This window comes from Bacillus sp. N12A5 (assembly GCF_026790125.1).
In the GTDB taxonomy this organism is placed as follows: domain Bacteria; phylum Bacillota; class Bacilli; order Bacillales; family Bacillaceae; genus Bacillus.
In genome coordinates this window covers 16,720-40,886 of record NZ_JALAMR010000005.1, presented here as the reverse complement: position 1 = coordinate 40,886, position 24,167 = coordinate 16,720, and the positions used below count along the sequence as shown (strand labels likewise).

Below are 24,167 nucleotides of genomic sequence, written 5' to 3'. Positions count from 1 at the left end.
AGGAGTCTTTCCGTTAGGAAAGGCTCTTTTTTGTGTGAAAAAGTTTTTCCGGGGAACGTCATGCCGTAAATTGAACACTCATACAATATAGCAAATGGGTTTTTGAGGTGGGAGCATGAGCAGTTATTTGATTAAGCCGGAGCTTAGTTCGGCCTATCCGGTTGTCAGTTATGCCAAGGGTTCATATGTTTACGATCAGACCGGAAAAAGGTATCTCGACGGGTCATCTGGTGCAGTGACATGCAACATCGGCCACGGAGTTCCTGATGTGACTGAGAAGCTGAAAGAACAGCTGGATCAGGTGTCTTTTGCTTACCGCTCACAGTTTACGAGTGAGCCCGCCGAGCAACTAGCCGCTCTCTTGGCGAAGGAGCTGCCGGGAGATGTGAATTGGTCTTTTTTTGTCAACAGCGGATCAGAAGCGATAGAAACCGCTATGAAAATCGCCATTCAATACTGGCAGGAAAAAAAGCATACGCAAAAATCCATCTTTTTGTCGCGATGGAGCAGTTACCACGGAATAACTTTGGGAGCGCTTTCATTATCTGGTTTTTATGAAAGGAGATACCGGTTCACCCATCTGATTGAGCGATATCCGGCTATTTCGGCTCCTCATATTTATCGGCGGAATCATGGGACGGAGGAAAACTTTGTTCAGGCTGCAGCAGATGAACTGGAAACGGCCATCAAAAGAATCGGAAGCCAATTTATCGCTGGCTTTGTGGCAGAGCCTATTATCGGAGCCGCAGGAGCAGCAATTACTCCGCCTCCGGGATATTATGAAAGATTAAGTGAGATATGCCGCACACACGATGTGCTCTTTATTGCAGACGAAGTGATGACAGGTCTTGGAAGAACAGGCAGAATGCTCGCGACAGAGCATTGGCACGCTGTTCCAGATATTGCTGTACTGGGAAAGGGCCTCGGTGCCGGATATGCGCCTATTGCCGCTGCCGTCGTATCTGATTCTATTATTGAAACGATAAAACAAGGTTCAGGTGTGATTATGAGCGGTCACACATATAGTGCACATCCCTATTCAGCAAAGGCAGCTCTTGAAGTTTTGCGGTATGTGCTAAAACATGACTTGATCAAGCAATCAGAGAAAAAGGGCGCTGTTCTGAAAAAGAAGCTTGTTGAGGCAGCGTCTCAAAGCAAGATCATTGGCGATGTGCGCGGAAAAGGACTGCTATTAGGCGTTGAATTTGTTACAGACAAGAATACGAAGAACGTTTTTCCGCCAGAGCAGGCGGTTACTCAGCGCATGATCGGCGAGGCGAAAAAACGCGGGCTGATTGTGTATCCTGCCAAGGCGGGGATAGACAGCGGGGAAGGTGATGCTGTCATAATTGCTCCTCCTTTTACCATTTCAGACGGTGAAGCTGAAGAACTCATGTCAATTTTTTCGGAAACAGTTGCAGCAGTCGAAAAAAAACTGAAAAAGGATTGAAAACAAATGGCGCCATTTCAAAAAACAATCAGCATCGAAACAGCAATTGCAGATGTTCAGGACGGGTCGGTTCTGATGTTTGGGGGTTTTGGCGGAGTCGGATCACCGCCTTCATTGATTGAAGCTATATTGGACAGCGGTGTAACAGATTTAACTGTCATTTGCAATGATGCCGGGTTCCCGGAAATAGGAATCGGCCCGCTAATTGTCAATCAACGAGTTAAAACCCTGATCGCATCGCATATCGGTTCCAATCCTGTAGCCGGTAAACAGATGACAGACGGGACGCTAGAAGTTCAATTTTCACCGCAGGGAACGCTTGCGGAAAGGATTCGAGCCGGTGGAGCGGGACTCGGCGGCATTTTAACTGATGTCGGCATTGATAATCAAAGCGTTTGTAAGAATAAGGACATCGTGTCTGTAGCTGGAAAGCGATATTTGGTTGAAGAGGCGCTGACGGCTGATTTTGCTTTTATCAATGCACACATAGCCGATGAATTCGGCAATTTAACGTATGATAAAACAGCGCGCAATATGAATCCGCTTATGGCAATGGCCGCGAGGAGAACCTTTGCCGAAGCTGAGCGCATCGTCCCGATGGGGGAAATTTCTGAAGAAATGATAGTCACACCGGGGGTATTTGTCGAGGGGGTTGTGAGAAGTGAAGGAGTGAAGTGGAAATGGGCTTGGGAGTAGCAGAAAGAGAACAAATCGCAAAACGGGCCGCTTCCGAAATCAAGCCGGGCATGATTGTGAATCTCGGTATCGGCATTCCATCCTTGGTGCCGAACTTTTTGCCGCCTGATATGCAGGTCATGCTGCAGGCGGAAAACGGCGTGCTTGGCATTGGCGAGAGCCCTCAAAAGGGAGAAGAGGATGAAAATTTATGCAATGCTGCGGGATTTCCTGTCCGCGCGGTAAATGGAACGTCTTATTTTGATACAACGATGTCTTTTGCGATGATCAGAAGAGGCAAAATTGACATTACGATCTTAGGCGCCCTGCAAGTGAGCCAGTCAGGCGATTTGGCAAATTGGCTGGTCCCGGGAAAAAAGGTGCCGGGCATGGGCGGTGCGATGGAACTGGCCCAAAAAGCGAAAAAAGTGGTTGTTGTCATGAGTCATACAGATCAAAAGGGAAGGCCTAAATTAACAGAAACATGCACGCTTCCATTAACTGCAGCAGGCTGTGTAGATATGATCATTACTGAAAAAGCGGTTCTTGAAGTTGACGGCCATCATTTCGTTTTAAAGGAACTGATGAATGGCTCGACAATCGACGAGGTGATGAGGCTTACTGAAGCTGAAATCAAAATAGATATGCCTTTTTCTTAAAAGGGGGAATGAGGATGCAGGACATTGAGAGAAAAGTAATCGAGTGGCTCGATCAGCATTCGGCCAAAGCCATTCGTCTTCTCAAAAGGCTGATTGGAGAAAAAAGCACATTGGGGTCAGAATTTAACGCTCAAGCCGTTGTACTTGAAAAGCTGCGGCAATTTCATATGGACATTGACGTGTGGGAGCCAAGCCTAAAGCAATTAAAACAGCATCCCTACTTTAAATCAGACCGTTCCGATTTTCATGAGAGCCCGAACATTGTCGCCAAAAAAACAGGAGCAGGCGGGGGCCGGTCGCTGATTTTAAACGGTCATATCGATGTTGTCCCGGAAGGAAGCCTAAAGGATTGGAAGTATGAGCCGTTTCAAGCTGTCGAAGAAAACGGTAAAATATATGGCCGCGGTTCAACGGATATGAAGGGAGGCAATACAGCCCTTCTTTTTGCTTTAGAAGCTCTGCACGCCTGCGGTGTCAAATTGAAGGGAGATGTATTGTTTCAAAGTGTTGTAGATGAGGAGTGCGGCGGCGCGGGAACATTGTCTGCCATCATGAGAGGGTATCGTGCTGACGGCGCGCTGATCCCAGAGCCGACGAATATGAAGCTTTTTATAAAGCAGCAGGGCTCAATGTGGTTTCGAATCACAGTGAAGGGATTAGCGGCACATGGAGGCACACGCTATGAGGGGGTAAGCGCAATTGAAAAAAGCATGCACGTAATCATAGCCATACAGGAGCTGGAGAAAGTGCGCAATGCCAGAATTTCTGATCCGCTGTACGACAATGTCCCAATACCGGTACCGGTAAATATCGGCACCATCTCAGGCGGTTCCTGGCCATCATCAGTTGCAGACCGTGTCGTCATTGAAGGGAGATGCGGAATTGCTCCCCATGAAAAGCCTGAGGACGTAAAAACGGAATTAGAAAACTGGCTGAGAGATTTAGAATACCGTGACGAATGGTTTAAACGCCATCCGATTCAAGTAGAATGGTTCGGCGCTCAATGGCTGCCGAACGATTTGCCTGATGGCCACCCTTTAATTTCAGTGCTGCAATCAGCCTATCAAAAAATGAAACAGACAGAGCCAATCATCGAAGCCTCGCCATGGGGAACGGACGGAGGGCTTTTATACCATGCAGGAGATACGCCAGTCATCGTCTTCGGGCCAGGAGAAACAAAAACAGCTCATCAGGCAAATGAATACATTGAGGTTGAAGCTATGATAGACTCTGCTAAAATTATTGCACTGTTTGTTATGGATTGGTGCGGGCTTCATTCAGATGGGGAGGATACGGATGCTCAAGTCGATAAAGAATAACGGCGTTACTGCAGTTCTGGACCTTGACGGATTTAATAAACGGATCAGAGTCATACGTTATGACGGAGCCATTGAGAAGGCTCTGCCCGATATTGTGGCTGCGGCAAAAGAAGAGGATGCGGAAAAAATCATTGTCTATACGAAACAGCAAGATGAGGAAGTGCTAGCCAAACACTTGTTTGAGCCGGAGGGGTTTCTCAAAGGCTATTATCTTGGCCACCCGGCTTGTGTCATGGTTTGTTATCTCACTGAGAAACGGAGACAAACAGATTCATATATGAAGGAACAGGAGATGATCGAGGCCTTATATCATACAGCGCCTCATCCCCGCAGCGATACACCCGTTTTTACGATGAGAAAAGCAGAAACAAACGACATGTACCAGCTATCGATGCTGTATAAAAAAGTATTCCGTACGTACCCGACACCGGTATTTGATCCCGCTTATATTGAAAAAACAATGAATGAAAATACAACATATTATGTCATGTTTGATCATGACCGCCTGATTAGTGCAGCAAGTGCAGATATCAATCCAGAGCTGGGGCATGCCGAAATAACCGACTGCGCTGTGCTTCCGGAATATCGGGGCCATTCGCTGACAAGCTTTTTAATCGAAGCATTAGAAAAAGAAATGGCTGAGAAAGAAATCTTCCATGTATTTTCACTCGCCCGAGCTGCGTCTTTTGGGATGAATGCTGTGTTGTACCATTCCGGTTACCAATACGGCGGAAGGCTGATTAATAATTGCTATATAGCCGAAGGTCTTGAAAATATGAATATTTGGTGCAAGCACCTGTAAGTCAAAACGATGCGCGAGGAGGAATTCATTTGACAAGCAAATGGTACAAACCGAAACGGCATTGGAAGGAAATAGAGTTATGGAAGGATGTTCCAGAAGAGAAATGGAACGATTGGCTTTGGCAGCTGACACATACGGTAAGAACGGTAGATGATTTAAAAAAAGTCATCAATCTGACAGAGGATGAAGAGGAAGGCGTCAGAATTTCTACCAAAACGATCCCCTTAAATATTACACCTTACTATGCTTCTTTAATGGACCCCGATAATCCGAGATGTCCGATCCGAATGCAGTCTGTACCGCTTTCTGAAGAAATGCACAAAACAAAATACGATCTGGAAGACCCGCTCCATGAGGATGAAGATTCACCGGTACCCGGTCTGACACACCGCTATCCCGACCGTGTGCTGTTCCTTGTCACGAATCAATGTTCCATGTACTGCCGCTACTGCACAAGAAGGCGTTTTTCCGGACAAATCGGAATGGGAGTCCCTAAAAAACAGCTTGATGCTGCGATTGCTTATATCCGGGAAACCCCCGAGATCCGCGATTGTTTAATTTCTGGCGGTGACGGGCTGCTCATCAATGACCAAATTTTGGAATACATTCTAAAAGAGCTGAGAAGCATTCCGCACCTGGAAGTAATCAGAATCGGAACAAGGGCGCCGGTCGTCTTTCCGCAGCGCATTACCGACCATCTGTGCGAGATTTTGAAAAAATATCATCCAGTTTGGCTAAACACCCATTTCAATACTAGCATCGAAATGACAGAGGAATCGGTTGAAGCCTGTGAAAAGCTGGTGAACGCAGGCGTGCCGGTCGGAAATCAAGCCGTCGTGTTAGCGGGTATTAATGATTCGGTTCCAATCATGAAAAAGCTCATGCACGACTTGGTAAAAATCAGAGTCCGTCCGTATTATATTTACCAATGTGATCTGTCAGAGGGCATTGGGCATTTCAGAGCTCCCGTTTCCAAAGGTTTGGAGATCATTGAAGGGCTGAGAGGCCATACCTCAGGCTATGCGGTTCCTACCTTTGTCGTTGACGCGCCAGGCGGAGGAGGGAAAATCGCTCTGCAGCCAAACTATGTCCTGTCGCAAAGCCCTGAAAAAGTCATTTTAAGAAATTTTGAAGGGGTGATTACGTCATATCCGGAACCGGAGAATTATATCCCTAACCAGGCCGACGCCTATTTTGAGTCCGTTTATCCTGAAATCGCTGACAAAAAGGAGCCGATCGGGCTGAGTGCCATTTTTGCTGACAAGGAGGTTTCTTTTACACCGGAAAATGTAGCCAGAATCAAAAGAAGAGAGGCGTACACGGCGAATCCGGAGCATGAAACATTAAAAGACCGGCGTGAGAAAAGAGACCAGCTAAAAGAAAAGAAATTTTTGGCGCAGCAGAAAAAACAGAAAGAGGCTGAAAGCGGAGGGGATTCATCATGAAAACATGCGACTGGTGCGGCGAGCTTGAAGCAGTACCCGGCAAAAACACGGTGTACTGGGAGCTCCCTGACGGAACAAGAGCCATAGAACTGACAGACACTCCCGCTATGGTGTGTGCTTCCTGCGGAATGACTTATCAAGAGGAATCCACAATAAAGGAGATTGAGGATCAGCTGCTTTTGATTCAAACCAAAAAACTGCCTGAAAGCTTGACGTATCAGCAGCTCATGGAGACAGAAAGGATTCTGAAACGCAACTATTTTGACTTCTCCTGACGACGTTTCGATATTCTTTTGTTGTAATTTTACACTTGAACTGTATAATAGAACAACAAAAGACAGACACCAGGAGGGGAAACCCATGAAATCCTTTTATCATTATTTATTGAAATACAGACATCCTAAACCGAAGGACAGCATCAGTGAATTTGCCAATCAGGCGTATGAGGATCACAGCTTTCCGAAAACATCAACCGATTATCATGAAATCAGTTCATATTTAGAGCTGAATGCCGACTACCTTCACACGATGGCGACGTTTGATGAAGCCTGGGATCAATACGAGGCTGAAGTGCACGGGAGATAATAGCTGGTTCATCCGCAGATCACTGCGGATTTTTTTATGCTTATAACCATACCAGAATTGGATATTTCCTTTGGTTTTCATGCCCATGCGAATTGGCGTCACCCGGCATACGATAGCGTATGAGAAATGTTGCGGCGAGGGGGAGACACCATGAAGCAAAATAAACCGAAATTCCAAGTAGGGGATATCGTAGTCGTCATTATGTATGGAACAGTCGGCACCATCACAAAAGTGCACCAAATTGATAAACACTATCTTTATGAAGTCAATCATAATGAAGTCTTATACTTTGAATCGTCCATTCAGCTTTACAAAGATTATGAGGGTGTCATTGTCGACATGGAGAAGCTTGATATTGAGTATGAATTCCTTATTGGGGACGTCGTTTATGTAAAAGATTATGGGAAAGAACTCTTTCGCATTATCGGCCACAGAACAGAAATTTGGAGATATTTAGAAGATGGCTGGGAAGATATCATTTATGAGCTGACCCGTTTAAAGGATGGAGAGTGGCTTGAAACGGAGGAAGAGGATCTCACACTGGTGCTGAGAAAATATGAAATGGACCAGTTTGTACATCAGCTTTTGTTTGTCCACTATGTCGGAGAAACTGGCCATGAGATTGGCGAAGATATCGCATCGTCTGCTCTTCTTCAGTTTGAAGGCGATGATGAAGATCAAGATACCCTTCACATCCTTGCTGTATCAATTGTTGATGAGCTTCTGGATATTTATAATGACTACAAAATTTTGTATGAAATGTTTCATGATGAAGAATATAGAGATATGATGAAGTTTGTTCTGGAAAGTTTAAAAGAGCACTTCAGTTAGTTTGTGAACATGCGGATCAAAACATATAAAAAATAAGGCAGACAGCCCCAAATCATCACATGCGTCATTCCTTTGAGCGTTTTTTCCATTATGGCATCAAATCTTTCTCCGTCCAGTGCTTCCATCATTTTATCAATCATTCTCGTCAGCCTCCTATGGCTTGTTTTTATTCAATGTATATGAATGAAAGAATTGTTTAGAACACCGGGTATAATTCAGCCTGTTTTTTCATAAAACATAAAAAAGGAGGCGGTACGGAAATGAAAGAAATAGATCTTGTGATTGATACGGAAGAAATCGCTGAATTTTTTTACAAAGAGCTCGCAAGACGGGGCTACATACCGAGTGAGGATGAGCTGTTTGAAATCGCTGATATTACCTTTGATTATTTGATAGAAAAATGTATGATAGATGAAGAGCTGGATGAAGATGATTGAGGCTTGAAACCGGAGCGGCCAGCTCCGGTTTTATTATTCATGTTCTATGACTTCTGTGAAAATCGAGGTGGTTAAAATGTTGTACAAGCCCGTTAGCCTGTTACTTTTCTTTCTTCTTCTAGCTGCCGCCATCCATATAAACGCTGTTCAATCTGCAGATGAAGCAATAAGCAGGGCAGCTGTTTTGATTCGCCAGCCGTGGCTTAATGATGTCATGACAGGGATCACGCATCTGGGTGCTTCTTTTTTCCTGTTCCCTCTTCTCCTGATCATTGGAGCGGGCCTGTTGTTTTACAGAAAAACATGGGACGGGCTTTTGATGCTCCTGGTATTCGGTGCAGACCGGCTATTAAACAAAGTGTTAAAAGAATGGATCGAACGAGTGAGGCCTGATTTTTCACCGCTTGTTCATGAATCATCCTTCAGCTTTCCGAGCGGTCACGCAATGAACGCAGCCTATGTCTACCCTGTTATTGCCTACTTTTTAGTAAAACACCTCCCGTTTTTGTCCAAACATAAAAAAATGGTATACACCATAGCCGGCGTGGTCACGGTTTTGGTCGGCATAAGCAGAGTCTATCTGGGTGTGCATTTTGTAACCGACGTGCTGGGAGGCTTTAGTCTCGGCCTGCTTCTGTTTTTCCTCGTAAAAGGGTTTGACGAAAAGATTAAGCGGTTTCGACAAAAATAGAGAGAGGAAAACCGGGCAAAAACGCTAATATGTTAAAGAAATAAAAGGGAGGGGATCTTGATGATGTTATCCGTGTTTAAAAAGAAGTCTTGTTCCTATGACGTGACAATATTTCAAACACCCCGGTTTGGCGAAAAAAAGGGCTATAGGCCCGTCTATCGAACTGAACTGAGCGGGAGCAATCATCAAGACGTGCTGAAAAGAGCATTCTCTTTGTTTAATGTATTTGATACCGTTCCAAGTGATTATGATGCGAGATTTATGGCCACGGGGGACGTGATTTTGATTGATGAAGGCAGAAAAGGGAAAACATATTACAAGCTGCTTCCCGCCGGATGGAGGAAAATCAATCGGCTGATTGTCCAAACGGCCAAATGAAAAGAAAACTGCGGATGTCCGCAGTTTTCTGCAGTTTAAGGCTTGCGTTTGGCAGCGGAATACTCTTTTTCGTGCGCTTCTTCAGCTGCAATGACGTCTTTTGCAGGTATGTGGTTGTTCTTTTTTTGGCCGGTGATTCGGTTACGCTGTTTTTTACCCATGTCCCATCCCTCCTTCCTGGGTTAGGTTTTCAAATAAAGACCTCAATTATCCGTTTTATCAGGAAGCGTCCAATCGGCCCCGGATCATTTCTTTTTTTTTCCATATTCCTTTATAATCAATGCTGAAGTTTGTCTCATCGTGACATTCGTTGTAAAATGAACGGGCTGGAAGATAATTTAGATTTACAGGAGGATATGAGATGAGTGTACATATAGGTGCTGAAAAAGGACAGATTGCGGATACAGTGCTTTTGCCGGGAGATCCTCTCAGAGCAAAATTTATTGCTGAAACGTATCTCGAAAATGTAGAGTGCTACAATGAAGTCAGAGGCATGTATGGATTTACGGGTACATATAAAGGCAAAAAAATCTCCGTGCAAGGTACGGGAATGGGCGTTCCGTCGATTTCAATTTATGTGAATGAATTAATTCAAAGCTATGATGTGCAAAATTTAATAAGAGTAGGTTCTTGCGGTGCTATCCGTAAAGATGTCAAAGTGCGGGACGTCATTTTGGCTATGACCTCCTCAACTGATTCACAAATGAACAGAGTCGCTTTCGGAAGCATTGATTTTGCGCCTAGCGCAGATTTCGAGCTTTTAAAAAAGGCCTATGATGCCGCAAAGGATAAAGGCGTGCCGGTGACTGTAGGAAGCGTATTTACAGCTGACCAGTTCTACAACGACGATTCGCAAATTGAAAAACTTGCAAAGTACGGTGTGCTGGGCGTAGAAATGGAAACCACTGCATTGTATACATTAGCAGCGAAGCACGGAAGAAAAGCGCTGTCAATTCTCACCGTGAGCGATCACGTATTAACGGGAGAAGAAACGACAGCGGAAGAGCGTCAAACGACATTTCATGATATGATAGAAGTGGCTTTACATTCCGTATCACAATAAAATACATCAAGAGGCGTGCTGGGTGCCGGCAGCCTCTTCTTTATGAATGCGGAAACGATTGATAAAAGGAAGGTAATGTAATATGAAAAAGTCCGGTAAATGGTTCTCACTGGCTGCCGCTCTGAGTGTAACGGCAATAGTCGGAGCCGGCTGCAGCATGTCGAACGGAGATGCTCAAAAGGATGCGAAAACCACAGCAGAAACAAAGCAAACAGAACAAAAAACAGCTGACAGCAAAAAGACAAACACTCAGGACAGTGAGTTTTCATTGGAAAGCGAGTATTTCAATGATATTAAAAAAGTGGATGGTCTGGAAACCATTCAAAATCCAGAAAATATACTGGCGCTTGTCAATAAACAATACGCACTGCCCGGAAACTATGAACCTAGCGATCTAGTCATACCTGATGTAGAATTTTCTTTCGAAGAAAAGATCCAAAAACGTTACATCAGAAAGGAAGCGGCCGACGCATTAAAAACGATGTTCGATGCTGCGAAAAAGGAAGGCTATGAACTGGCAGCTGTCTCAGGATACCGTTCTTATGACAGACAGAAAGTCATTTTTGATAATGAAGTAAGCCTAAAAGGGGAAAAGAAGGCAAAGGAAGCGGTCGCTTATCCCGGTGAAAGCGAGCACCAAACAGGCCTTGCAATGGACATTTCGAGCCGGAGCAATGGCTTTGAGCTAAATGAAGCGTTCGGAAGCACGGCAGACGGAAAATGGGTGCAGGACAATGCTTATAAATATGGCTTTATCATTCGCTATCCGAAAAATAAAGAAGATATCACGAAATATGAATATGAGCCATGGCACCTGCGCTATGTAGGCAAGAAGGCCGCGAAAGTTATGCATGATAATGATTTAACGCTGGAAGAGTACTTTGAAAAAGTGAAGAAAATATAAACTGTAGGCCCGCTTACCAATTGTAAGCGGGCTTCATCGTGCTTAGTGAATCTAGCATTTTGGTCAAAATATTATTTTTACCAGAAGAATAAACCTGCTAGAGCCACTCCTGCAATTAAACCGAGGGAAATGCCGTAAGCTGCTCCATATCCCCAATAACCGCCCCAATAGCCGTAACCGAAACCTCTTGGCCCTGCGCCGGCAGGAGCAATATAAACTTTGTCTCTTGTTACACGGGTAATTCTGCCGACGTGAACTCTTCCGCCTCTCTCAGTAATTCTGACGACTTTACCTTGATGGTTTCGGCAAAGATGGTAATATCTTTCCAATATTATTCCCCTCCTATACTGACTTTCTATCAGCATATGAGAGATAGGAAAAAAAGGTTGGACGAAAAGAGGGGGCGATACGCCGTTTTACTTATGCGCGATAAAAATACAATGTCCCATGTATTCGCTATATATCTGCATGAGTTCATAATGTGTTTGAAGCGTATCGTAATAGATAGGGGCAATTGTTTCTGATAAATCCATTTCTGTGGTTGGCTCAAATTCCATGTCATCAGGAAGAAGTGTTATCGCTTTCGTCCTTTGAAAGCCATAAGATTTCAGGGTTTTATGCCACTCGGCTTCTTCATGTAAACTAGTAAAACCGTAGAAGTCCATCATGCGTTTTTTTTCTGCAGGCGGCATCGGTTTTTTTAAAGCTGCTTCAATGCCAATCAGCATTCCGCCTGGCTTCAAAACTCTTGAAATTTCCTGAAGAGAGGATGTCAGATTGGAAAAGCTGAGGACCGATTCTGACAGGACGCAGGAAAAGGAATCAGAAGAAAATGGGAGATGTTCCAGCTCTCCCTGGTATGCAGGAATGGCGAGCCCTTCAGCTGCAAATCTTTTTTTCGCTTTCTCTAGCATGATAGGGTCTTTATCAACGACTGTTACAGGATATAGTAAATGTCCTAAGTAAGCCGCAGTTTGGCCTGTTCCGCATCCGGCATCGAGAATCGGCTGATCCGGGGAGGGGGCCGCTTTTTGCAGGACCGCTTTTGTAAAAGCCAGCCCGCCTGGATGCGCCCCCGCGACACCGAATAAGGACAGCATTTCTAAATATCGGCTCAATATCAAATCCTCCTTTTTCTTTATCATATGTCGTATAGAGACATAGGTTTATGAAAAGCAAAAGAAGGGCGTTTCTCTTTCATTTTTGCTCCGAGTTGACGAATAAGAATTCGTCCATGATAATAATGTAAGAAGAAAAAGGTGGTGTTTAATTGAAACGGCAATTAAAACTGTTTTTTATTGTGCTGATCACTGCGGTTGTCGCTTCAGCGCTTACTTTATTTATTACGGGCAATTCCAGCATCCTGGGCCAAAAATCAATCAGCGCGGGAGACAGCGAGTTCGACAAATTAAATAAAGCGTATGAGCAAATCAAAAGTGATTACTACCAAAAGACAGATGATGACAAATTAGTAGACGGAGCAATTAAAGGAATGATTGAATCTCTGGATGATCCGTATTCCACATACATGGATCAAGAGGAAGCAAAATCATTTGATGAGACGATTTCTGCATCCTTTGAAGGCATTGGAGCCCAAGTAGAGGAGAAAGACGGTGAAATCCTTATAGTGTCCCCAATTAAAGGATCACCTGCAGAAAAAGCAGGAATCAAACCGAGGGACCAAATCCTTAAGGTGAATGGGAAAAGCGTCAAAGGCATGAATGTAAATCAAGCCGTCGCTTTAATACGAGGCAAAAAGGGCACAAAAGTGAAGCTTGAGCTCAACAGAGCGGGGGTCGGAAATATCGATCTTTCCATTAAGCGCGATACCATTCCTGTAGAGACTGTCTATTCTGAGATGAAGGACAGCAACATTGGCGAAATCCAAATTACTTCTTTCTCTGAAACAACGGCTAAAGAACTGACTGATGCGATAAACAGTTTAGAGAAAAAAGGCGCCAAAGGCTATATTTTAGACTTACGGGGCAACCCAGGCGGTTTAATGGATCAGGCAATTACAATGAGCAACCTGTTCATAGATAAAGGGAAAAATATCATGCAGGTTGAATACAAAAACGGTTCAAAAGAAGTCATGAAGGCTGAAAAAGACCGGACAGTGACCAAGCCGACCGTCGTTTTAGTAAATGACGGCACAGCGAGCGCCGCGGAAATTATGGCCGCCGCCCTTCACGAATCGTCGGGCATACCGTTAATCGGCGAAACGACATTTGGCAAAGGCACAGTGCAGACTGCGAAGGAATATGATGATGGGTCTACCGTCAAACTGACTGTCGCCAAATGGCTGACTGCAGACGGTGAATGGATTCATAAAAAAGGCATCAAGCCACAAGTGAAAGCGGAGCTGCCTGATTACGCGAAGCTGCCGTATTTGGACGCAGATAAAACGTACAAATCAGGGGATTCAGGCACAAATGTCAAAGTAGCTCAGCAAATGTTTAAAGCACTTGGCTATCAAGTGAAAGTAAACAGTACGTATGACCAGGATTTTGTTTCTCTGGTCAAACAGTTCCAGAAAAAAGAGAAGCTGAAAGAAACAGGCGTACTGACTGGCGATACAACGACAAAATTAATGACAGAACTTCAAAAGAAGCTGTCAAATAATGATACGCAAATGAAAAAAGCAATTGAAACCCTGAAAAAAGAAATGTAAAAAAACCATACGCGGCAGCCGCGTATGGTTTTTTTATGCACCCTTTTGATTCGGGTTAGTGTCTTGTTTTTTATTAAATAACCCTTCAATGACAGGATTAGATCCAGCCTTTTTAATGAACAGCGGATTAAGAACGACTACAGTTATGATATTGGCAGCCAATCCCCAAAACCCTTCATAAATGCCGTGTGCGGATTGAGTGATATACACCATAAACGTCACCGCAAGACCGACTAGCAATCCAATAACCGTTGCTTCTCTTGTTTGGTTTTTCCAGAATAGGCTGACAGCAATCGCCGGGAAGATTTGCACCATGCCGGATACGCCTAATAGCTGAAGCGTGACTAAGGCAGTCGGGAACAGCATGCCAAACAGAAGCGCAAGGCCGATAACAACAAACACCATTGAACGTGTGACAAGGGTCAGCCTGCTTTGAGATACATTCGGATGAATCAAATCCCGATATAGGTTATTGGCGAATAAATTTGATGCCCCGATTGCCATAATGGAACAAGGAATCAATGAAGCAAGGGCAATCGTAGCATAGGCAAAACCTTGTGCCACGCCGCCGTAAGACGTTTGAATCAAATGCAGCAGCGCCAGTCTTGGATTTGTATCTTCCGGCAACACAAGAAAGGCGATAAAGCCAAGAAAGATAACCAAAATTAAAACAATATTATAAAGCGGTAAAAACATGCTGTTTTTTCTTACTGCATCAGCGCTTTTCGCTGTGAAAACTCCCGTAGCGGCATGAGCCCACATAAAAAGTGCCAGGGCGGAAACAATTGATGCTGTGATAAACCAAGGAATGCCTTTTGGCCCTTCTGCCGGTATCGCCAGCATTTGCGGCGCTTCCTTTACTAACGTATCAATCATCGGTGTCCAGCCGTTAAAATGGATAAGAGGAAGTGACACCACCATAAACAGCATAATGACCCATACTAAAATATCTTTTATAATGGCTGTAAAAGTAGGCCCTTTAATCCCGCTGAAAAACGTGTAAAGAGCTACAAGAATAAATGAGATGATGACAACCAATTTTACGTTGATATATCCGGTGCCGGCAACCTGGAGTGTATCCTGAATCCCGCTCAGCTGAAGGCATATGTACGGAATAAGCATCAGCACACCGACGATGGCAACAAGGCTTGCTAAAAGCTTGCTGTCAAAACGTTCCCGGGCATAATCCGCAAGTGTTGTTAATTTGTGAATTTTCGCAACTTTCCAAAGTTTCGGCAGGAAGAAGTAGGCGATAAAGTAAGCCAATACAGAATAAGGAATGGCGAAAAAAGCAACACTTCCGCCCGTAAAAGCAGTACTTGTTAATCCTAAGAAAGTATATGCCGTATAAAGGTCAGCGCCTACTAAAAACCAGACGAGAAGGCCCCCGAAGCGTCTGCCGCCGACAGACCATTCTTCCACCGAGGTTCGTGACGATTTGTCTCTTCCGGCTAGAAATCCGATACAGACAACGGTTAATACGATAATAGCTGTAATGAGAAGTGCAGTGAGATTCCCTTGCATTATTCAAGTCCTCCATCTTTTTTTTGCATCTGGTAAATGCCAAACGAGCATAACGGCGTGATGATAATCCACAACAGCAGCCAAAAGTGGAAAAACGGCAGGCCGAAGATAATCGGTTCTATTCGATTCACAAGCGGCAAAAGCGTGAGCTGAATGAATGGCAAAAGAATAAGAATAACAATAAGTGCTTTTTTAACCATTTACTTTCCTCCTGAAACATGATAATGCTCACTATAATAGCAGTTGTAAGAAAAGATCACAAGATAATTATTAGAAAAAAATGATTTTTTCAATTATTTAATCAAAACACATGGTTTGCATCCAGCTCAATAAAGGTTTAAAATAATAAATATCTTGAAATCGAGATAAAGTAGGAGTGGAAAAATGAAAACAGAAGGATTGCACCATATCACAGCATTCGCCAGAGATCCGCAGGAAAACTTGCGGTTTTATACAGAAGTGCTTGGGCTCAGGCTTGTTAAAAAAACAGTAAACTTTGATGATCCCGGAACGTATCATTTTTACTTTGGGAATCAAAACGGAGATCCCGGAACAATCATGACCTTTTTCCCGTTCCAAGGGAGCGGACAGGGAACGGTAGGCAAAGGCCAAGCAGGCCGGGTGTACTTTTCCGTTCCAAAAGGCTCTCTGTCTTTTTGGAAGGAACGTCTTGAAAAAGACGGCCTGAATCTAGAGGAGAAAACGTTATTCGGTGAAAAGAGCCTTATTTTTAATGATACAGAAGATCTTCCGTTAGCGATCATAGAGGACGAGAAAAGCGGCAATAGCGAGTGGACGCCTGACGGCATTTCGGAACACGAAGCGATTACGGGAATGAAAGGCGTGCTCCTGTATTCCTACGACCCGCAGGCGACCATTCAATTGTTAACAGAAAGCTTCGGATACACCAAAGCGGCGTCAGAAGATCAGATTGTCAGGCTGACATCCTCAGCGGCCATCGGCGGCATCATTGACGTACATTTACACCCTGATAAAAGAGGCGTGGGAGGTTACGGCACGGTGCACCATGTAGCGTTTCGGACATCGAAAGAGGAACAGGCGAGCTGGCTTCCGATTATTGCGAAAAACCATCTTCCTTCGTCCGAAATCCTAGACAGAGAATACTTTACATCCGTTTATTTCAGGGAGAAAGGCGGTATCTTATTTGAAATCGCCACAGATGAGCCGGGCTTTATGACAGATGAAACGTTTGATGAGCTGGGAACTTCATTAAAACTGCCTGAATGGCTGGAGAAACATAGACAACAAATTACAGACATGTTGCCTGAACTTTAAAAGGGGGATTTTTACGATGAAGCATATTTATGAAAAAGGGACATCTGACAACGTACTTTTGCTCTTGCATGGCACTGGTGGAAACGAACACGACCTGCTTTCATTGGGGCGGTTTATAGATCCTCATGCCCATTTGCTTGGTGTCAGAGGTTCGGTGCTTGAAAATGGAATGCCGAGATTTTTCAAACGCTTAAGTGAAGGTGTATTTGATGAAAAGGATCTTGTAGAGCGGACAAGAGAATTGAAAGATTTTATCGACGAGGCTGCAGAAATGCATCAATTTGACCGCGGCAGAGTGATTGCAGTCGGTTATTCAAATGGAGCTAATATTGCGGCAAGCCTGCTTTTCCATTATAAAGATGTCTTAAAAGGGGCTATTCTGCATCATCCGATGGTTCCGATTCGCGGTATCAAACTGCCTGATATGACGGGACTACCTGTTTTTATTGGTGCCGGGAAATACGATCCTCTCTGCACGAAGGAAGAATCAGAAGAACTTCACCGTTATTTACGGAACAACGGGGCATCAGCCTCTGTTTTCTGGCAGGATGGGGGCCATCAGCTGACGCAGCATGAAGCTGAACAGGCTCGTGAATGGTATAAAGATGCGATTGTATAAAAAAACCTTAGTCCGTAGTTCGGACTAAGGTTTTTCATATCCTTACAGCCAAGTCGACACTTTTGAAAGCGGCAAGCGGTTGCTTTGATGGGCAGGTTTCGCTGCTTTGCCGATGGAAATAAGCATAACCGGAACATAGCGCTCACTGATATCAAATTGCTTTTGGAACTGCTCTTTGTTAAATCCGCCGATTGCGCATGTGTCATAACCTTTTGCTTTTGCGGCAATCATAAGCTGCATAGCGGCTAAAGAAGCATTTAAGAATGCAGAATCACGTGCGAACTGTTCGCTTTGGTATGCACCGTTAATTTGGCCGAGCAACGTTTGTTTGATTTCATCTGTAATATAGCCTTGGCTTGCCAATTCGGCGTAAACTTCTTCACCATTTTCATTTGCCTTTAAATCACCTAAAATGGCAACAACCGCAGAAGACTCAACGATTTGTTTTTGATTATACGCTACAGGAAGAAGCGCCGCTTTTGATTCATCGCTGTGGAATACTGTAAAATGCCAATGCTGAAGGTTCCAAGCTGAAGGCGCCTTAGCGGCAAGGTCCAACAGCTCAGTCAGCTCTTCTTTAGAGATCGGGGCATTTGTATCATATTCCTTTACAGATGCACGTGCTTTTAAAACATCCAGAGTATTCGTCATAGTGTTTCCTCCTTCGGATAAACGTGGTATGATAATAGAAAAGTTAGAAGCTTACTAAATGTAACTTGAAAGAATATTGTAATGGATCATTGAATACATGTCAATCAATAGATGAAGGGATGAAGACTTGTGGGAAATACGATGTGCCCTAAAATGGAATCCGCTTTTTCATTGCTGGGAAAACGATGGAACGGTCTGATCATCCATGTGCTAATGGATGGGCCGAAACGGTTTAAAGAGATAACGGAAACAATACCGATGATCAGCCAAAAAATGCTGGCGGAGCGCCTTAAGGAGCTTGAACAAAACGAGATCGTCGAGCGCCAGGTTCTCCCTGAAACGCCGGTCAAAGTCATCTACACGCTCACTGAAAAAGGAACAGCGCTGCAAGCTGTGTTTCAAGAGATGCAGGCATGGGCCGATCAATTTTGCGAGCCCGGTGAAACCGTGTGTGACGAAGAGAAATAAGGAAAGAGGCCTTCGGAAAAGGTCTTTATTTCAATAATAAAGTCATGTAATGGGTGGTGATTCATACCGTTTACATGACTTTTTTATATTTGCCAAAAGCAATGTTCATACGAAAGGAATATAAAAATAGGAAAGGGGCATCTGTGAAAAAGTTATTAGATCAAACCTGTTGTGAATGGAGAAGATTATTTATCTTGTCGCGCAAATCAGCAAGGCGGAATCTATCCGCATGAATTTTATATTTACAATCACAACCCAGTCACCTTCCATTGGAATTACAATGGTATCGAAACTGGATTTAAAAAGGGAGATCCAGATTCTATCCACCAATATTGAATTACCCCGTTTTGCTGGCAACTTTCGTACTGATTATTTCGTAAAAAGAAATCAAAGAAGAGGGAGGGTCTCTGATGAAACCCTCTTTTTTTACTGCATTTTCATTATTTTATAGTTTCCCGTTCAAAAATTGCGCTTCACCAAGACCGAAACTCCAGTCTGCGTTGCCATTCTCGGTAATAGAAACCATGAGGTCTTCTGGAGAAATGCCGCATACTGCTTCTAGCTTTTCAGCCAGCAGGGCATACAATTTTTCTTTTTGGCTTTCTGTTCTTGTTTTGCTCGTTATACTGATGATGACCAGATCCTTGCTTCTTTGAAATCCTAATCCTGTATCTTGGATCACAAGCTCGTTTGCCGGATGCTGATGGACAATTTGATAACGGTCTCTTTCCGGAACAGCAAATGCTTGGACCATCGCTTGGTGAGCGGTATCCAATAACAATTGCAGTGATTTTTCGTCACGGCCTTCAATTACATCAAAACGTAACAATGGCATGTGAATTCCTCCTCATGTGAAGTTGTTATCCGTCTGTTTTCACATTATTTTACTCATTTCCAGATAGTGGATAAATATAAAGATTCGCTGATAACTTGATAAAAAACATAACATATAACCAATAGTTAATCAATATATAACTATTAAATAATCAAGATAATCGATAGGTAATTGAGAAAAACGCCATAAAAACCATTGACAGCTTTTGGTTAGGAGATTAGTATGAATATACTTGTTGACCAAAAGATAACAAACACATAACCAACTTTTTTCGTCATTAGTGAAAGCGGTTTCTGACTGCGGGGTTTAAATAGTGCCGAAATCATTTTTAGAAACACATATGGAGGGGTACCATGCCGATTTTGATTGTTGCTGTTGGAGTGCTGGTTTTGTTATTTCTTATTATTAAAGTGAAATTAAATACTTTTGTTTCACTTATTGTCGTGTCATTTTTAGTAGCTGTCGGACTAGGGATGGATACCAATAAAATCGTTCTTTCAATTGAAGCGGGTATAGGCGGGCAGCTCGGGCATTTAGCTTTAGTGTTTGGGCTTGGCGCGATGCTCGGAAGGCTTGTCTCAGATGCTGGGGGAGGCTATCGCATTGCCATTACGCTGATTGACAAATTTGGAAGGAAACGAATACAGGCGGCGGTGGTGGTTGCCTCATTTATCATCGGCATTGCCCTGTTTTTTGAAGTGGGGCTTGTTCTGTTGATTCCGATTGTTTATGCGATTGCGAAAGAATTAAAAATGCCTTTTCTCTATCTGGGAATTCCGATGGCTGCTGCTTTAAATGTCACCCATGGATTTTTGCCCCCGCATCCTGCGCCGACTGCCATCTCAGTTGCATACGGCGCAAACATTGGTCAAGTGCTGCTTTTTGGAATCATCATCGCAGTGCCGACCACTGTGGTTGCCGGGCCCTTATTTAATAAATTTGCAATGAAGCTGTTTCCCAGTGCGTACCAAAAGAGCGGAAATTTATCGGCGTTAGGGCCGCGGAAAGAATTTCAGCTGGATGAAACACCAGGCTTTTCAATCAGTGTTGTCACGTCTTTATTTCCAGTTATCTTTATGGCGATTGCAACAATTTTTTCTTTAATACTCAATGAACACTCAAAAGGAAAAGAAATCATAGAATTTATCGGCACTCCAGGGACGGCAATGCTCATTTCACTTTTGCTTGCGCTCTATACAATGGGATATGCTCGTAAAATACCTATGAAGGAGGCCAGCAAATCACTATCAGAATCGATATCACAAATCGCGATGATGCTGCTCATCATAGGAGGGGGAGGGGCGTTTAAACAGGTGCTTATTGATGGCAGGGGCGGTGATTATGTCGCTGATCTTTTCAGTCAAACAAATATGTCCCCGCTGCTTGTGGCATGGATCATCGCTGCGGTTCTGCGCCTATGTTTGGGCTCAGCTACCGTGGCTGCGCTTACCACTGCGGGAATGGCAGCTCCGCTCATGGAGGCGGGCAGTGTAAACCCGGCATTAATGGTGCTGGCAACAGGAGCAGGCAGTGTCATCGCGTGTCATGTAAACGATGCAGGATTTTGGATGGTAAAGGAATTTTTCGGCTTGAGCATGAAAGAAACATTTCAAACGTGGACGCTGCTTACGACAGTTCTCTCAGTAACAGGGCTCGGCTGTGTGTTATTGGCTGGGCTTGTGATGTAACAATACCTAGATTTATTTCATAGCCCAATCGTTTTTCTTCCTTTCTGAATACCTTACGTATAGGCAGACAAAAGGAGGAAAAATCATGTACCCTCAACATTCATATTATCGCGGGAACCTAGATCCAGCCGGATATCCGGCGCGCAATCCTTTCTTGTTTGGCGCTCCTTTAGTCGGCGGTTTATTAGGCGGTTTTCTCGGGAGTGCTCTGTTTAACGCTCCTCGTCCCTATGCTTATCCGCCTGTGCCGTATGGTTACGGAGGTGCACCGTACGGTTTTGGTGCCGGCGTGCCATACGGCGGATATCCCGCCGTTTTTTATCGGATGATTTCTACCTCGGACATATTGTAGTCTTGCTGCTTCTGAAACATGACTTCCAGAAGGCCATCCTTATAAACAGCTTTTGTTCCTTTGCGTTTAACTAAACAAGGGAGGTTTATTTTTTTGATATGATCCAAATTCGGGAAATTTTCTATCATTAATGCGTGGGAAGTGTGTTTGATTTTTAACTGTTCCAGCTGGCTTTCGCTGATTGGCACCTTAACAAACACATGGTCTGTTGTTTCAAATATATCTATGTCAGGTTTAGCAGATTTCGCGGGCCGTTCTTTTGGGGGGAGAGGATCGCGGAAGGGAAATTGAGCCGCATAGTCACTGCCGAACACACTTTCCATTACACGATTTACATACGTTTCAACGTCTTTTGGATCTGCTTTTTTTAATGCTTCCTTTGAAAACTGATTGTGGAAAGGAAAGTACTTGTTCCACTCAAACATCGTCGCCACACCCTTTCTTCACGGACAAAATAGTATATGCCCGCCCGATCTTTCACGTGATATAATATAAGATGCTCTAAAGAAAGGCGGGGATATAAATGCAATACTCAGAAACAAAAAAAGGCGTTTTTTATACAGCCGTTTCTTTTATCATGTGGGGGCTGTTTCCGCTTTATTGGAAGCTTCTCGAACAGCTGCCGGCTCTTGATATTTTGGCTCACCGTATTATATGGTCTTTTGTTTTTATGTGTATCGTGCTATTTTTCTTGCGGCAATGGAAAGCAGGGTGGCAGGAGCTGCGCTCTTTAAAAAAGAACGGCGGCATCCTATCTTTATTTCTCGCTTCTATCCTGATTTCGATTAACTGGTTTGTTTACATATGGGCGGTCAACCATGGGTTTTTGCTTGAGGCCAGTCTTGGCTATTACATTAATCCGCTTGTATCAGTCCTCCTTGGTATTTTATTTTTAAAGGAAAAACTGAACCGCCTGCAATTAGTGGCGGTTTCAATTGCGGCGGCCGGCGTCATTATCTCGGCATTCCAATACGGTTCCATTCCTTATGTTGCGCTTCTGCTCGCATTCAGCTTCGGGCTGTACGGGTTAAGCAAAAAAAGAACAAGCCTGTCGAGCGCCGTCGGTTTAACGCTGGAAACATTCATGATTTTGCCGATTGCTTTGGGCTATTTGCTGCTGAGCGGCCACACCACCCAGCCTGCAGGTGCAGAAAGCGGGGGGACGTGGATGCTTCTCTTTTTTGCCGGTGTATTTACGGCGCTGCCGCTTTTATTGTTTGCGGAAGGAGCGAAACGGCTGCCGCTGTACCAAGTCGGTATCTTACAATATATTGCACCGACCATTACTTTGCTGATCGGGCTGTTTGTTTACCATGAGCCATTTTCGAGCTCGAAGGCTTTTACATTCAGCTGTATATGGGCTGCATTGCTCTTGTTTACGTTTTCACAAGTAAAGTGGAAACGGGCGTCAAAAAGCCATTGAGGCCTTTGGCTTTTCAGCTGAACCATATATTATGTATAATCATTTCATGTATGTAAGACATAAAGGAGCAAGACGATGGACAATGATAAAGAGATAGTGAAAGCCTACGCTTCACTTTGGAACAACCGATCTTTCGCAAGTGATGACGCAGAGGCGGTAACAGAGGCGATTGATCTTGAGCTTTTGGATAAACGAACACATCCGAGACTCCGGAAACTGATGCTGGAAAAATATGTTTCCGCGATTCAGCGCATTGTGAATTCGCAGCTCGAACCAGCTGTAAAATATCAGCTGGTCAAATTACATACAGAACGTGTAGCGCATTTAAAAGAAGAAAGAGGGGAGCAATTATGAAAGCAATCATAAAAGAAGATGTGCAAACATCTTTAGAACGATATGCGGACCGCCCTGTATATATCCATTTAGAAACCACAACAGGTTCTTATTCAGCACACTTAAACGAAAAAAACATGACGGTTGTTGCATACATCCGCAATGCAAAAGTTACTTATCATCAGGCGAAAATTAAAGGCAACGGCCCTTACCGGGTTGGCTTAAAAACAGAAGAAGGCTGGATTTATGCTGAAGGCTTGACTGAATACACGGTAGATGAAGAAAACCGTTTATTAATGGCGGGACACCTGCCGGGCGGTAAACTGGCTATTTCTCTGCAAATCAGTGAAAAACCGTTCACAGTTTAAAGAAAAGGGTGAAAAATAATGAAAGAACACGTATTAGTAATCCTGCCTCACCCTGATGACGAATCATATGGAGTGGCAGGCTTGATTGCCTTAAACAGAAAAAAAGACATTCCCGTTACGTACGCATGCGCTACTTTAGGCGAAATGGGAAGAAATATGGGCGATCCATTTTTCGCGAACCGGGAAACGTTGCCGCTATTAAGAAAACAAGAGCTCATTAACGCTTGCAAAGAAATGGATATCAATGATCTTAGAATGCTTGGGCTCCGTGACAAAACACTCGAATTTGAAGACGATGAGTATTTGGCTGATATTATGGAAGAGATCATAGATGATGTAAAACCAAGTTTAATTGTCACATTTTATCCTGGACACGGTGTGCACCCTGACCATGATGCATGCGGGGAAGCGGTAATCCGTGCATTGTACCGCAAAAAGAAAGAAGACCGTCCGCGCACGCTCTGCATGGCGATCACACGCAATAGAGAAGAGGTTCTCGGCGAAGCTGATGTAGTGCTTGATATTAAAGAAGTAGCCGATATTAAAATGAATGCGTTAAGAGCGCACCGCACTCAAACAGAAGGCATGCTCAGAGAGCTTGAAGAAAAATTGAAAAACAATGAACCTGTTATGGCAACATGGTTTGAGGAAGAAGTATATTGGACATATCAATGGAATGATTAATCAAAAAGGTATAAGG

The 24,167-nt window shown here is 43.9% G+C and carries 33 protein-coding genes; 24 read left to right on the top strand and 9 right to left on the bottom strand.

Annotated features, from left to right (window positions below; translation table 11 throughout):
* Positions 1 to 115: 115 nt before the first annotated feature.
* The 9 genes from MOC09_RS06090 to MOC09_RS06050 all read left to right on the top strand — a co-directional run bounded on the left by MOC09_RS06090 (position 116) and on the right by MOC09_RS06050 (position 7,766).
* Positions 116 to 1,450, top strand: a complete 1,335-nt coding sequence (locus MOC09_RS06090; protein ID WP_268361023.1) for an aspartate aminotransferase family protein — start codon at positions 116 to 118, stop codon at positions 1,448 to 1,450.
* A 6-nt stretch (positions 1,451 to 1,456) separates the two neighbouring features.
* The gene (locus MOC09_RS06085) at positions 1,457 to 2,146 is read left to right on the top strand and encodes a CoA transferase subunit A (RefSeq protein WP_268361024.1); all 690 of its coding nucleotides are present in this window, start codon (positions 1,457 to 1,459) and stop codon (positions 2,144 to 2,146) included.
* Positions 2,131 to 2,784 carry a 3-oxoacid CoA-transferase subunit B gene (locus tag MOC09_RS06080; RefSeq protein ID WP_268361025.1) on the top strand — a complete coding sequence of 218 codons (654 nt, stop codon included), beginning with the start codon at positions 2,131 to 2,133 and terminating at the stop codon, positions 2,782 to 2,784. The genes MOC09_RS06085 and MOC09_RS06080 overlap by 16 nt, the downstream gene beginning before the upstream one ends.
* Positions 2,785 to 2,792: 8 nt before the next feature.
* Positions 2,793 to 4,103: a peptidase gene (locus MOC09_RS06075; protein WP_268369913.1), complete on the top strand. Its 1,311-nt coding sequence runs from the start codon at positions 2,793 to 2,795 to the stop codon at positions 4,101 to 4,103.
* The gene (gene ablB, locus MOC09_RS06070) at positions 4,081 to 4,905 is read left to right on the top strand and encodes a putative beta-lysine N-acetyltransferase (protein ID WP_268361028.1); all 825 of its coding nucleotides are present in this window, start codon (positions 4,081 to 4,083) and stop codon (positions 4,903 to 4,905) included. Before MOC09_RS06075 ends, ablB begins: the two co-directional genes overlap by 23 nt.
* A gap of 29 nt (positions 4,906 to 4,934) precedes the next feature.
* A complete protein-coding gene (ablA, locus tag MOC09_RS06065; RefSeq protein ID WP_268361029.1) occupies positions 4,935 to 6,350 on the top strand; it encodes a lysine 2,3-aminomutase in 1,416 nt (471 codons plus the stop codon).
* Complete coding sequence (locus MOC09_RS06060) at positions 6,347 to 6,625, top strand: YokU family protein (RefSeq protein WP_268361031.1); 279 nt, start codon at positions 6,347 to 6,349, stop codon at positions 6,623 to 6,625. The genes ablA and MOC09_RS06060 overlap by 4 nt, the downstream gene beginning before the upstream one ends.
* Positions 6,626 to 6,710: 85 nt before the next feature.
* A complete protein-coding gene (locus tag MOC09_RS06055) occupies positions 6,711 to 6,935 on the top strand; it encodes a YozE family protein (protein ID WP_003241575.1) in 225 nt (74 codons plus the stop codon).
* Positions 6,936 to 7,085: 150 nt separating this feature from the next.
* Complete coding sequence (locus tag MOC09_RS06050) at positions 7,086 to 7,766, top strand: hypothetical protein (RefSeq protein ID WP_268361033.1); 681 nt, start codon at positions 7,086 to 7,088, stop codon at positions 7,764 to 7,766.
* Here MOC09_RS06050 and MOC09_RS06045 read toward each other — a convergent pair.
* The gene (locus tag MOC09_RS06045; RefSeq protein WP_268361035.1) at positions 7,763 to 7,906 is read right to left on the bottom strand and encodes a hypothetical protein; all 144 of its coding nucleotides are present in this window, start codon (positions 7,904 to 7,906) and stop codon (positions 7,763 to 7,765) included. The genes MOC09_RS06050 and MOC09_RS06045 overlap by 4 nt on opposite strands.
* 120 nt (positions 7,907 to 8,026) lie before the next feature.
* Here MOC09_RS06045 and MOC09_RS06040 point away from each other — a divergent pair, with 120 nt between their 5' ends.
* The 3 genes from MOC09_RS06040 (at position 8,027) to yodL (ending at position 9,272) form a co-directional block, all read left to right on the top strand.
* The gene (locus MOC09_RS06040) at positions 8,027 to 8,203 is read left to right on the top strand and encodes a YozD family protein (protein ID WP_003218148.1); all 177 of its coding nucleotides are present in this window, start codon (positions 8,027 to 8,029) and stop codon (positions 8,201 to 8,203) included.
* A 79-nt stretch (positions 8,204 to 8,282) separates the two neighbouring features.
* The gene (locus tag MOC09_RS06035) at positions 8,283 to 8,894 is read left to right on the top strand and encodes a phosphatase PAP2 family protein (RefSeq protein ID WP_268361036.1); all 612 of its coding nucleotides are present in this window, start codon (positions 8,283 to 8,285) and stop codon (positions 8,892 to 8,894) included.
* A 60-nt stretch (positions 8,895 to 8,954) separates the two neighbouring features.
* Entirely contained in the window at positions 8,955 to 9,272 is a 318-nt protein-coding gene (yodL, locus tag MOC09_RS06030) for a shape determination protein YodL (RefSeq protein ID WP_268361037.1), read from the top strand.
* 35 nt (positions 9,273 to 9,307) lie between these two features.
* Here the strand turns inward: yodL and MOC09_RS06025 are convergent, their stop codons facing one another.
* Positions 9,308 to 9,433, bottom strand: a complete 126-nt coding sequence (locus MOC09_RS06025) for a hypothetical protein (protein ID WP_003241588.1) — start codon at positions 9,431 to 9,433, stop codon at positions 9,308 to 9,310.
* Positions 9,434 to 9,633: 200 nt separating this feature from the next.
* Between MOC09_RS06025 and deoD the strand changes: the two genes are divergently transcribed.
* Both deoD and ldcB read left to right on the top strand, forming a co-directional pair.
* Positions 9,634 to 10,335, top strand: a complete 702-nt coding sequence (gene deoD, locus MOC09_RS06020; RefSeq protein WP_268369912.1) for a purine-nucleoside phosphorylase — start codon at positions 9,634 to 9,636, stop codon at positions 10,333 to 10,335.
* 82 nt (positions 10,336 to 10,417) lie between these two features.
* Positions 10,418 to 11,239 (top strand): LD-carboxypeptidase LdcB, encoded by an 822-nt coding sequence (gene ldcB / locus MOC09_RS06015; protein WP_268361039.1) that lies wholly within the window; start codon positions 10,418 to 10,420, stop codon positions 11,237 to 11,239.
* 77 nt (positions 11,240 to 11,316) lie between these two features.
* On the opposite strand, the gene MOC09_RS06010 is transcribed toward ldcB, so the two are convergent.
* Both MOC09_RS06010 and MOC09_RS06005 read right to left on the bottom strand, forming a co-directional pair.
* Positions 11,317 to 11,568 (bottom strand): hypothetical protein, encoded by a 252-nt coding sequence (locus MOC09_RS06010; protein WP_268361041.1) that lies wholly within the window; start codon positions 11,566 to 11,568, stop codon positions 11,317 to 11,319.
* A gap of 87 nt (positions 11,569 to 11,655) precedes the next feature.
* Positions 11,656 to 12,357: a class I SAM-dependent methyltransferase gene (locus MOC09_RS06005; RefSeq protein ID WP_268361042.1), complete on the bottom strand. Its 702-nt coding sequence runs from the start codon at positions 12,355 to 12,357 to the stop codon at positions 11,656 to 11,658.
* A 152-nt stretch (positions 12,358 to 12,509) separates the two neighbouring features.
* Here MOC09_RS06005 and ctpA point away from each other — a divergent pair, with 152 nt between their 5' ends.
* Positions 12,510 to 13,910, top strand: coding sequence for a carboxy-terminal processing protease CtpA (gene ctpA / locus MOC09_RS06000; RefSeq protein WP_268369910.1), 1,401 nt, complete (start codon positions 12,510 to 12,512; stop codon positions 13,908 to 13,910).
* 33 nt (positions 13,911 to 13,943) lie between these two features.
* Here ctpA and MOC09_RS05995 read toward each other — a convergent pair whose 3' ends face one another.
* Positions 13,944 to 15,434, bottom strand: a complete 1,491-nt coding sequence (locus MOC09_RS05995) for a sodium:solute symporter family protein (protein WP_268367268.1) — start codon at positions 15,432 to 15,434, stop codon at positions 13,944 to 13,946.
* Entirely contained in the window at positions 15,434 to 15,634 is a 201-nt protein-coding gene (locus MOC09_RS05990; protein WP_268361045.1) for a DUF3311 domain-containing protein, read from the bottom strand. Before MOC09_RS05990 ends, MOC09_RS05995 begins: the two co-directional genes overlap by 1 nt.
* A gap of 184 nt (positions 15,635 to 15,818) precedes the next feature.
* On the opposite strand from MOC09_RS05990, the gene MOC09_RS05985 reads away from it, so the two are divergent.
* Positions 15,819 to 16,730 carry a ring-cleaving dioxygenase gene (locus MOC09_RS05985; protein WP_268361046.1) on the top strand — a complete coding sequence of 304 codons (912 nt, stop codon included), beginning with the start codon at positions 15,819 to 15,821 and terminating at the stop codon, positions 16,728 to 16,730.
* Positions 16,731 to 16,746: 16 nt separating this feature from the next.
* The gene (locus MOC09_RS05980) at positions 16,747 to 17,349 is read left to right on the top strand and encodes an alpha/beta hydrolase (RefSeq protein WP_268369908.1); all 603 of its coding nucleotides are present in this window, start codon (positions 16,747 to 16,749) and stop codon (positions 17,347 to 17,349) included.
* Between the two features lie 42 nt (positions 17,350 to 17,391).
* Here MOC09_RS05980 and MOC09_RS05975 read toward each other — a convergent pair whose 3' ends face one another.
* Entirely contained in the window at positions 17,392 to 18,000 is a 609-nt protein-coding gene (locus MOC09_RS05975; protein WP_268361048.1) for a nitroreductase family protein, read from the bottom strand.
* A gap of 129 nt (positions 18,001 to 18,129) precedes the next feature.
* Between MOC09_RS05975 and yodB the strand changes: the two genes are divergently transcribed.
* Complete coding sequence (gene yodB / locus MOC09_RS05970; protein WP_268361049.1) at positions 18,130 to 18,468, top strand: transcriptional regulator YodB; 339 nt, start codon at positions 18,130 to 18,132, stop codon at positions 18,466 to 18,468.
* A gap of 445 nt (positions 18,469 to 18,913) precedes the next feature.
* On the opposite strand, the gene MOC09_RS05965 is transcribed toward yodB, so the two are convergent.
* A complete protein-coding gene (locus tag MOC09_RS05965) occupies positions 18,914 to 19,303 on the bottom strand; it encodes a tautomerase family protein (protein ID WP_268361050.1) in 390 nt (129 codons plus the stop codon).
* A 353-nt stretch (positions 19,304 to 19,656) separates the two neighbouring features.
* On the opposite strand from MOC09_RS05965, the gene MOC09_RS05960 reads away from it, so the two are divergent.
* Positions 19,657 to 20,991, top strand: a complete 1,335-nt coding sequence (locus MOC09_RS05960; protein ID WP_268369906.1) for a gluconate:H+ symporter — start codon at positions 19,657 to 19,659, stop codon at positions 20,989 to 20,991.
* A gap of 85 nt (positions 20,992 to 21,076) precedes the next feature.
* Positions 21,077 to 21,343 carry a hypothetical protein gene (locus MOC09_RS05955; RefSeq protein WP_268369904.1) on the top strand — a complete coding sequence of 89 codons (267 nt, stop codon included), beginning with the start codon at positions 21,077 to 21,079 and terminating at the stop codon, positions 21,341 to 21,343.
* Here the strand turns inward: MOC09_RS05955 and MOC09_RS05950 are convergent.
* Complete coding sequence (locus tag MOC09_RS05950) at positions 21,310 to 21,768, bottom strand: Hsp20/alpha crystallin family protein (RefSeq protein ID WP_268361054.1); 459 nt, start codon at positions 21,766 to 21,768, stop codon at positions 21,310 to 21,312. The genes MOC09_RS05955 and MOC09_RS05950 overlap by 34 nt on opposite strands.
* Before the next feature lie 98 nt (positions 21,769 to 21,866).
* On the opposite strand from MOC09_RS05950, the gene rarD reads away from it, so the two are divergent.
* The 4 genes from rarD to bshB2 all read left to right on the top strand — a co-directional run bounded on the left by rarD (position 21,867) and on the right by bshB2 (position 24,151).
* On the top strand, positions 21,867 to 22,766 hold the full coding sequence (rarD, locus tag MOC09_RS05945; RefSeq protein WP_268361056.1) for an EamA family transporter RarD: 900 nt from the start codon (positions 21,867 to 21,869) through the stop codon (positions 22,764 to 22,766).
* A 75-nt stretch (positions 22,767 to 22,841) separates the two neighbouring features.
* A complete protein-coding gene (locus MOC09_RS05940) occupies positions 22,842 to 23,120 on the top strand; it encodes a hypothetical protein (protein WP_268361057.1) in 279 nt (92 codons plus the stop codon).
* Positions 23,117 to 23,467 (top strand): YojF family protein, encoded by a 351-nt coding sequence (locus MOC09_RS05935; protein WP_268361058.1) that lies wholly within the window; start codon positions 23,117 to 23,119, stop codon positions 23,465 to 23,467. Before MOC09_RS05940 ends, MOC09_RS05935 begins: the two co-directional genes overlap by 4 nt.
* 18 nt (positions 23,468 to 23,485) lie before the next feature.
* On the top strand, positions 23,486 to 24,151 hold the full coding sequence (bshB2, locus tag MOC09_RS05930; protein WP_003220099.1) for a bacillithiol biosynthesis deacetylase BshB2: 666 nt from the start codon (positions 23,486 to 23,488) through the stop codon (positions 24,149 to 24,151).
* Positions 24,152 to 24,167: the final 16 nt, after the last annotated feature.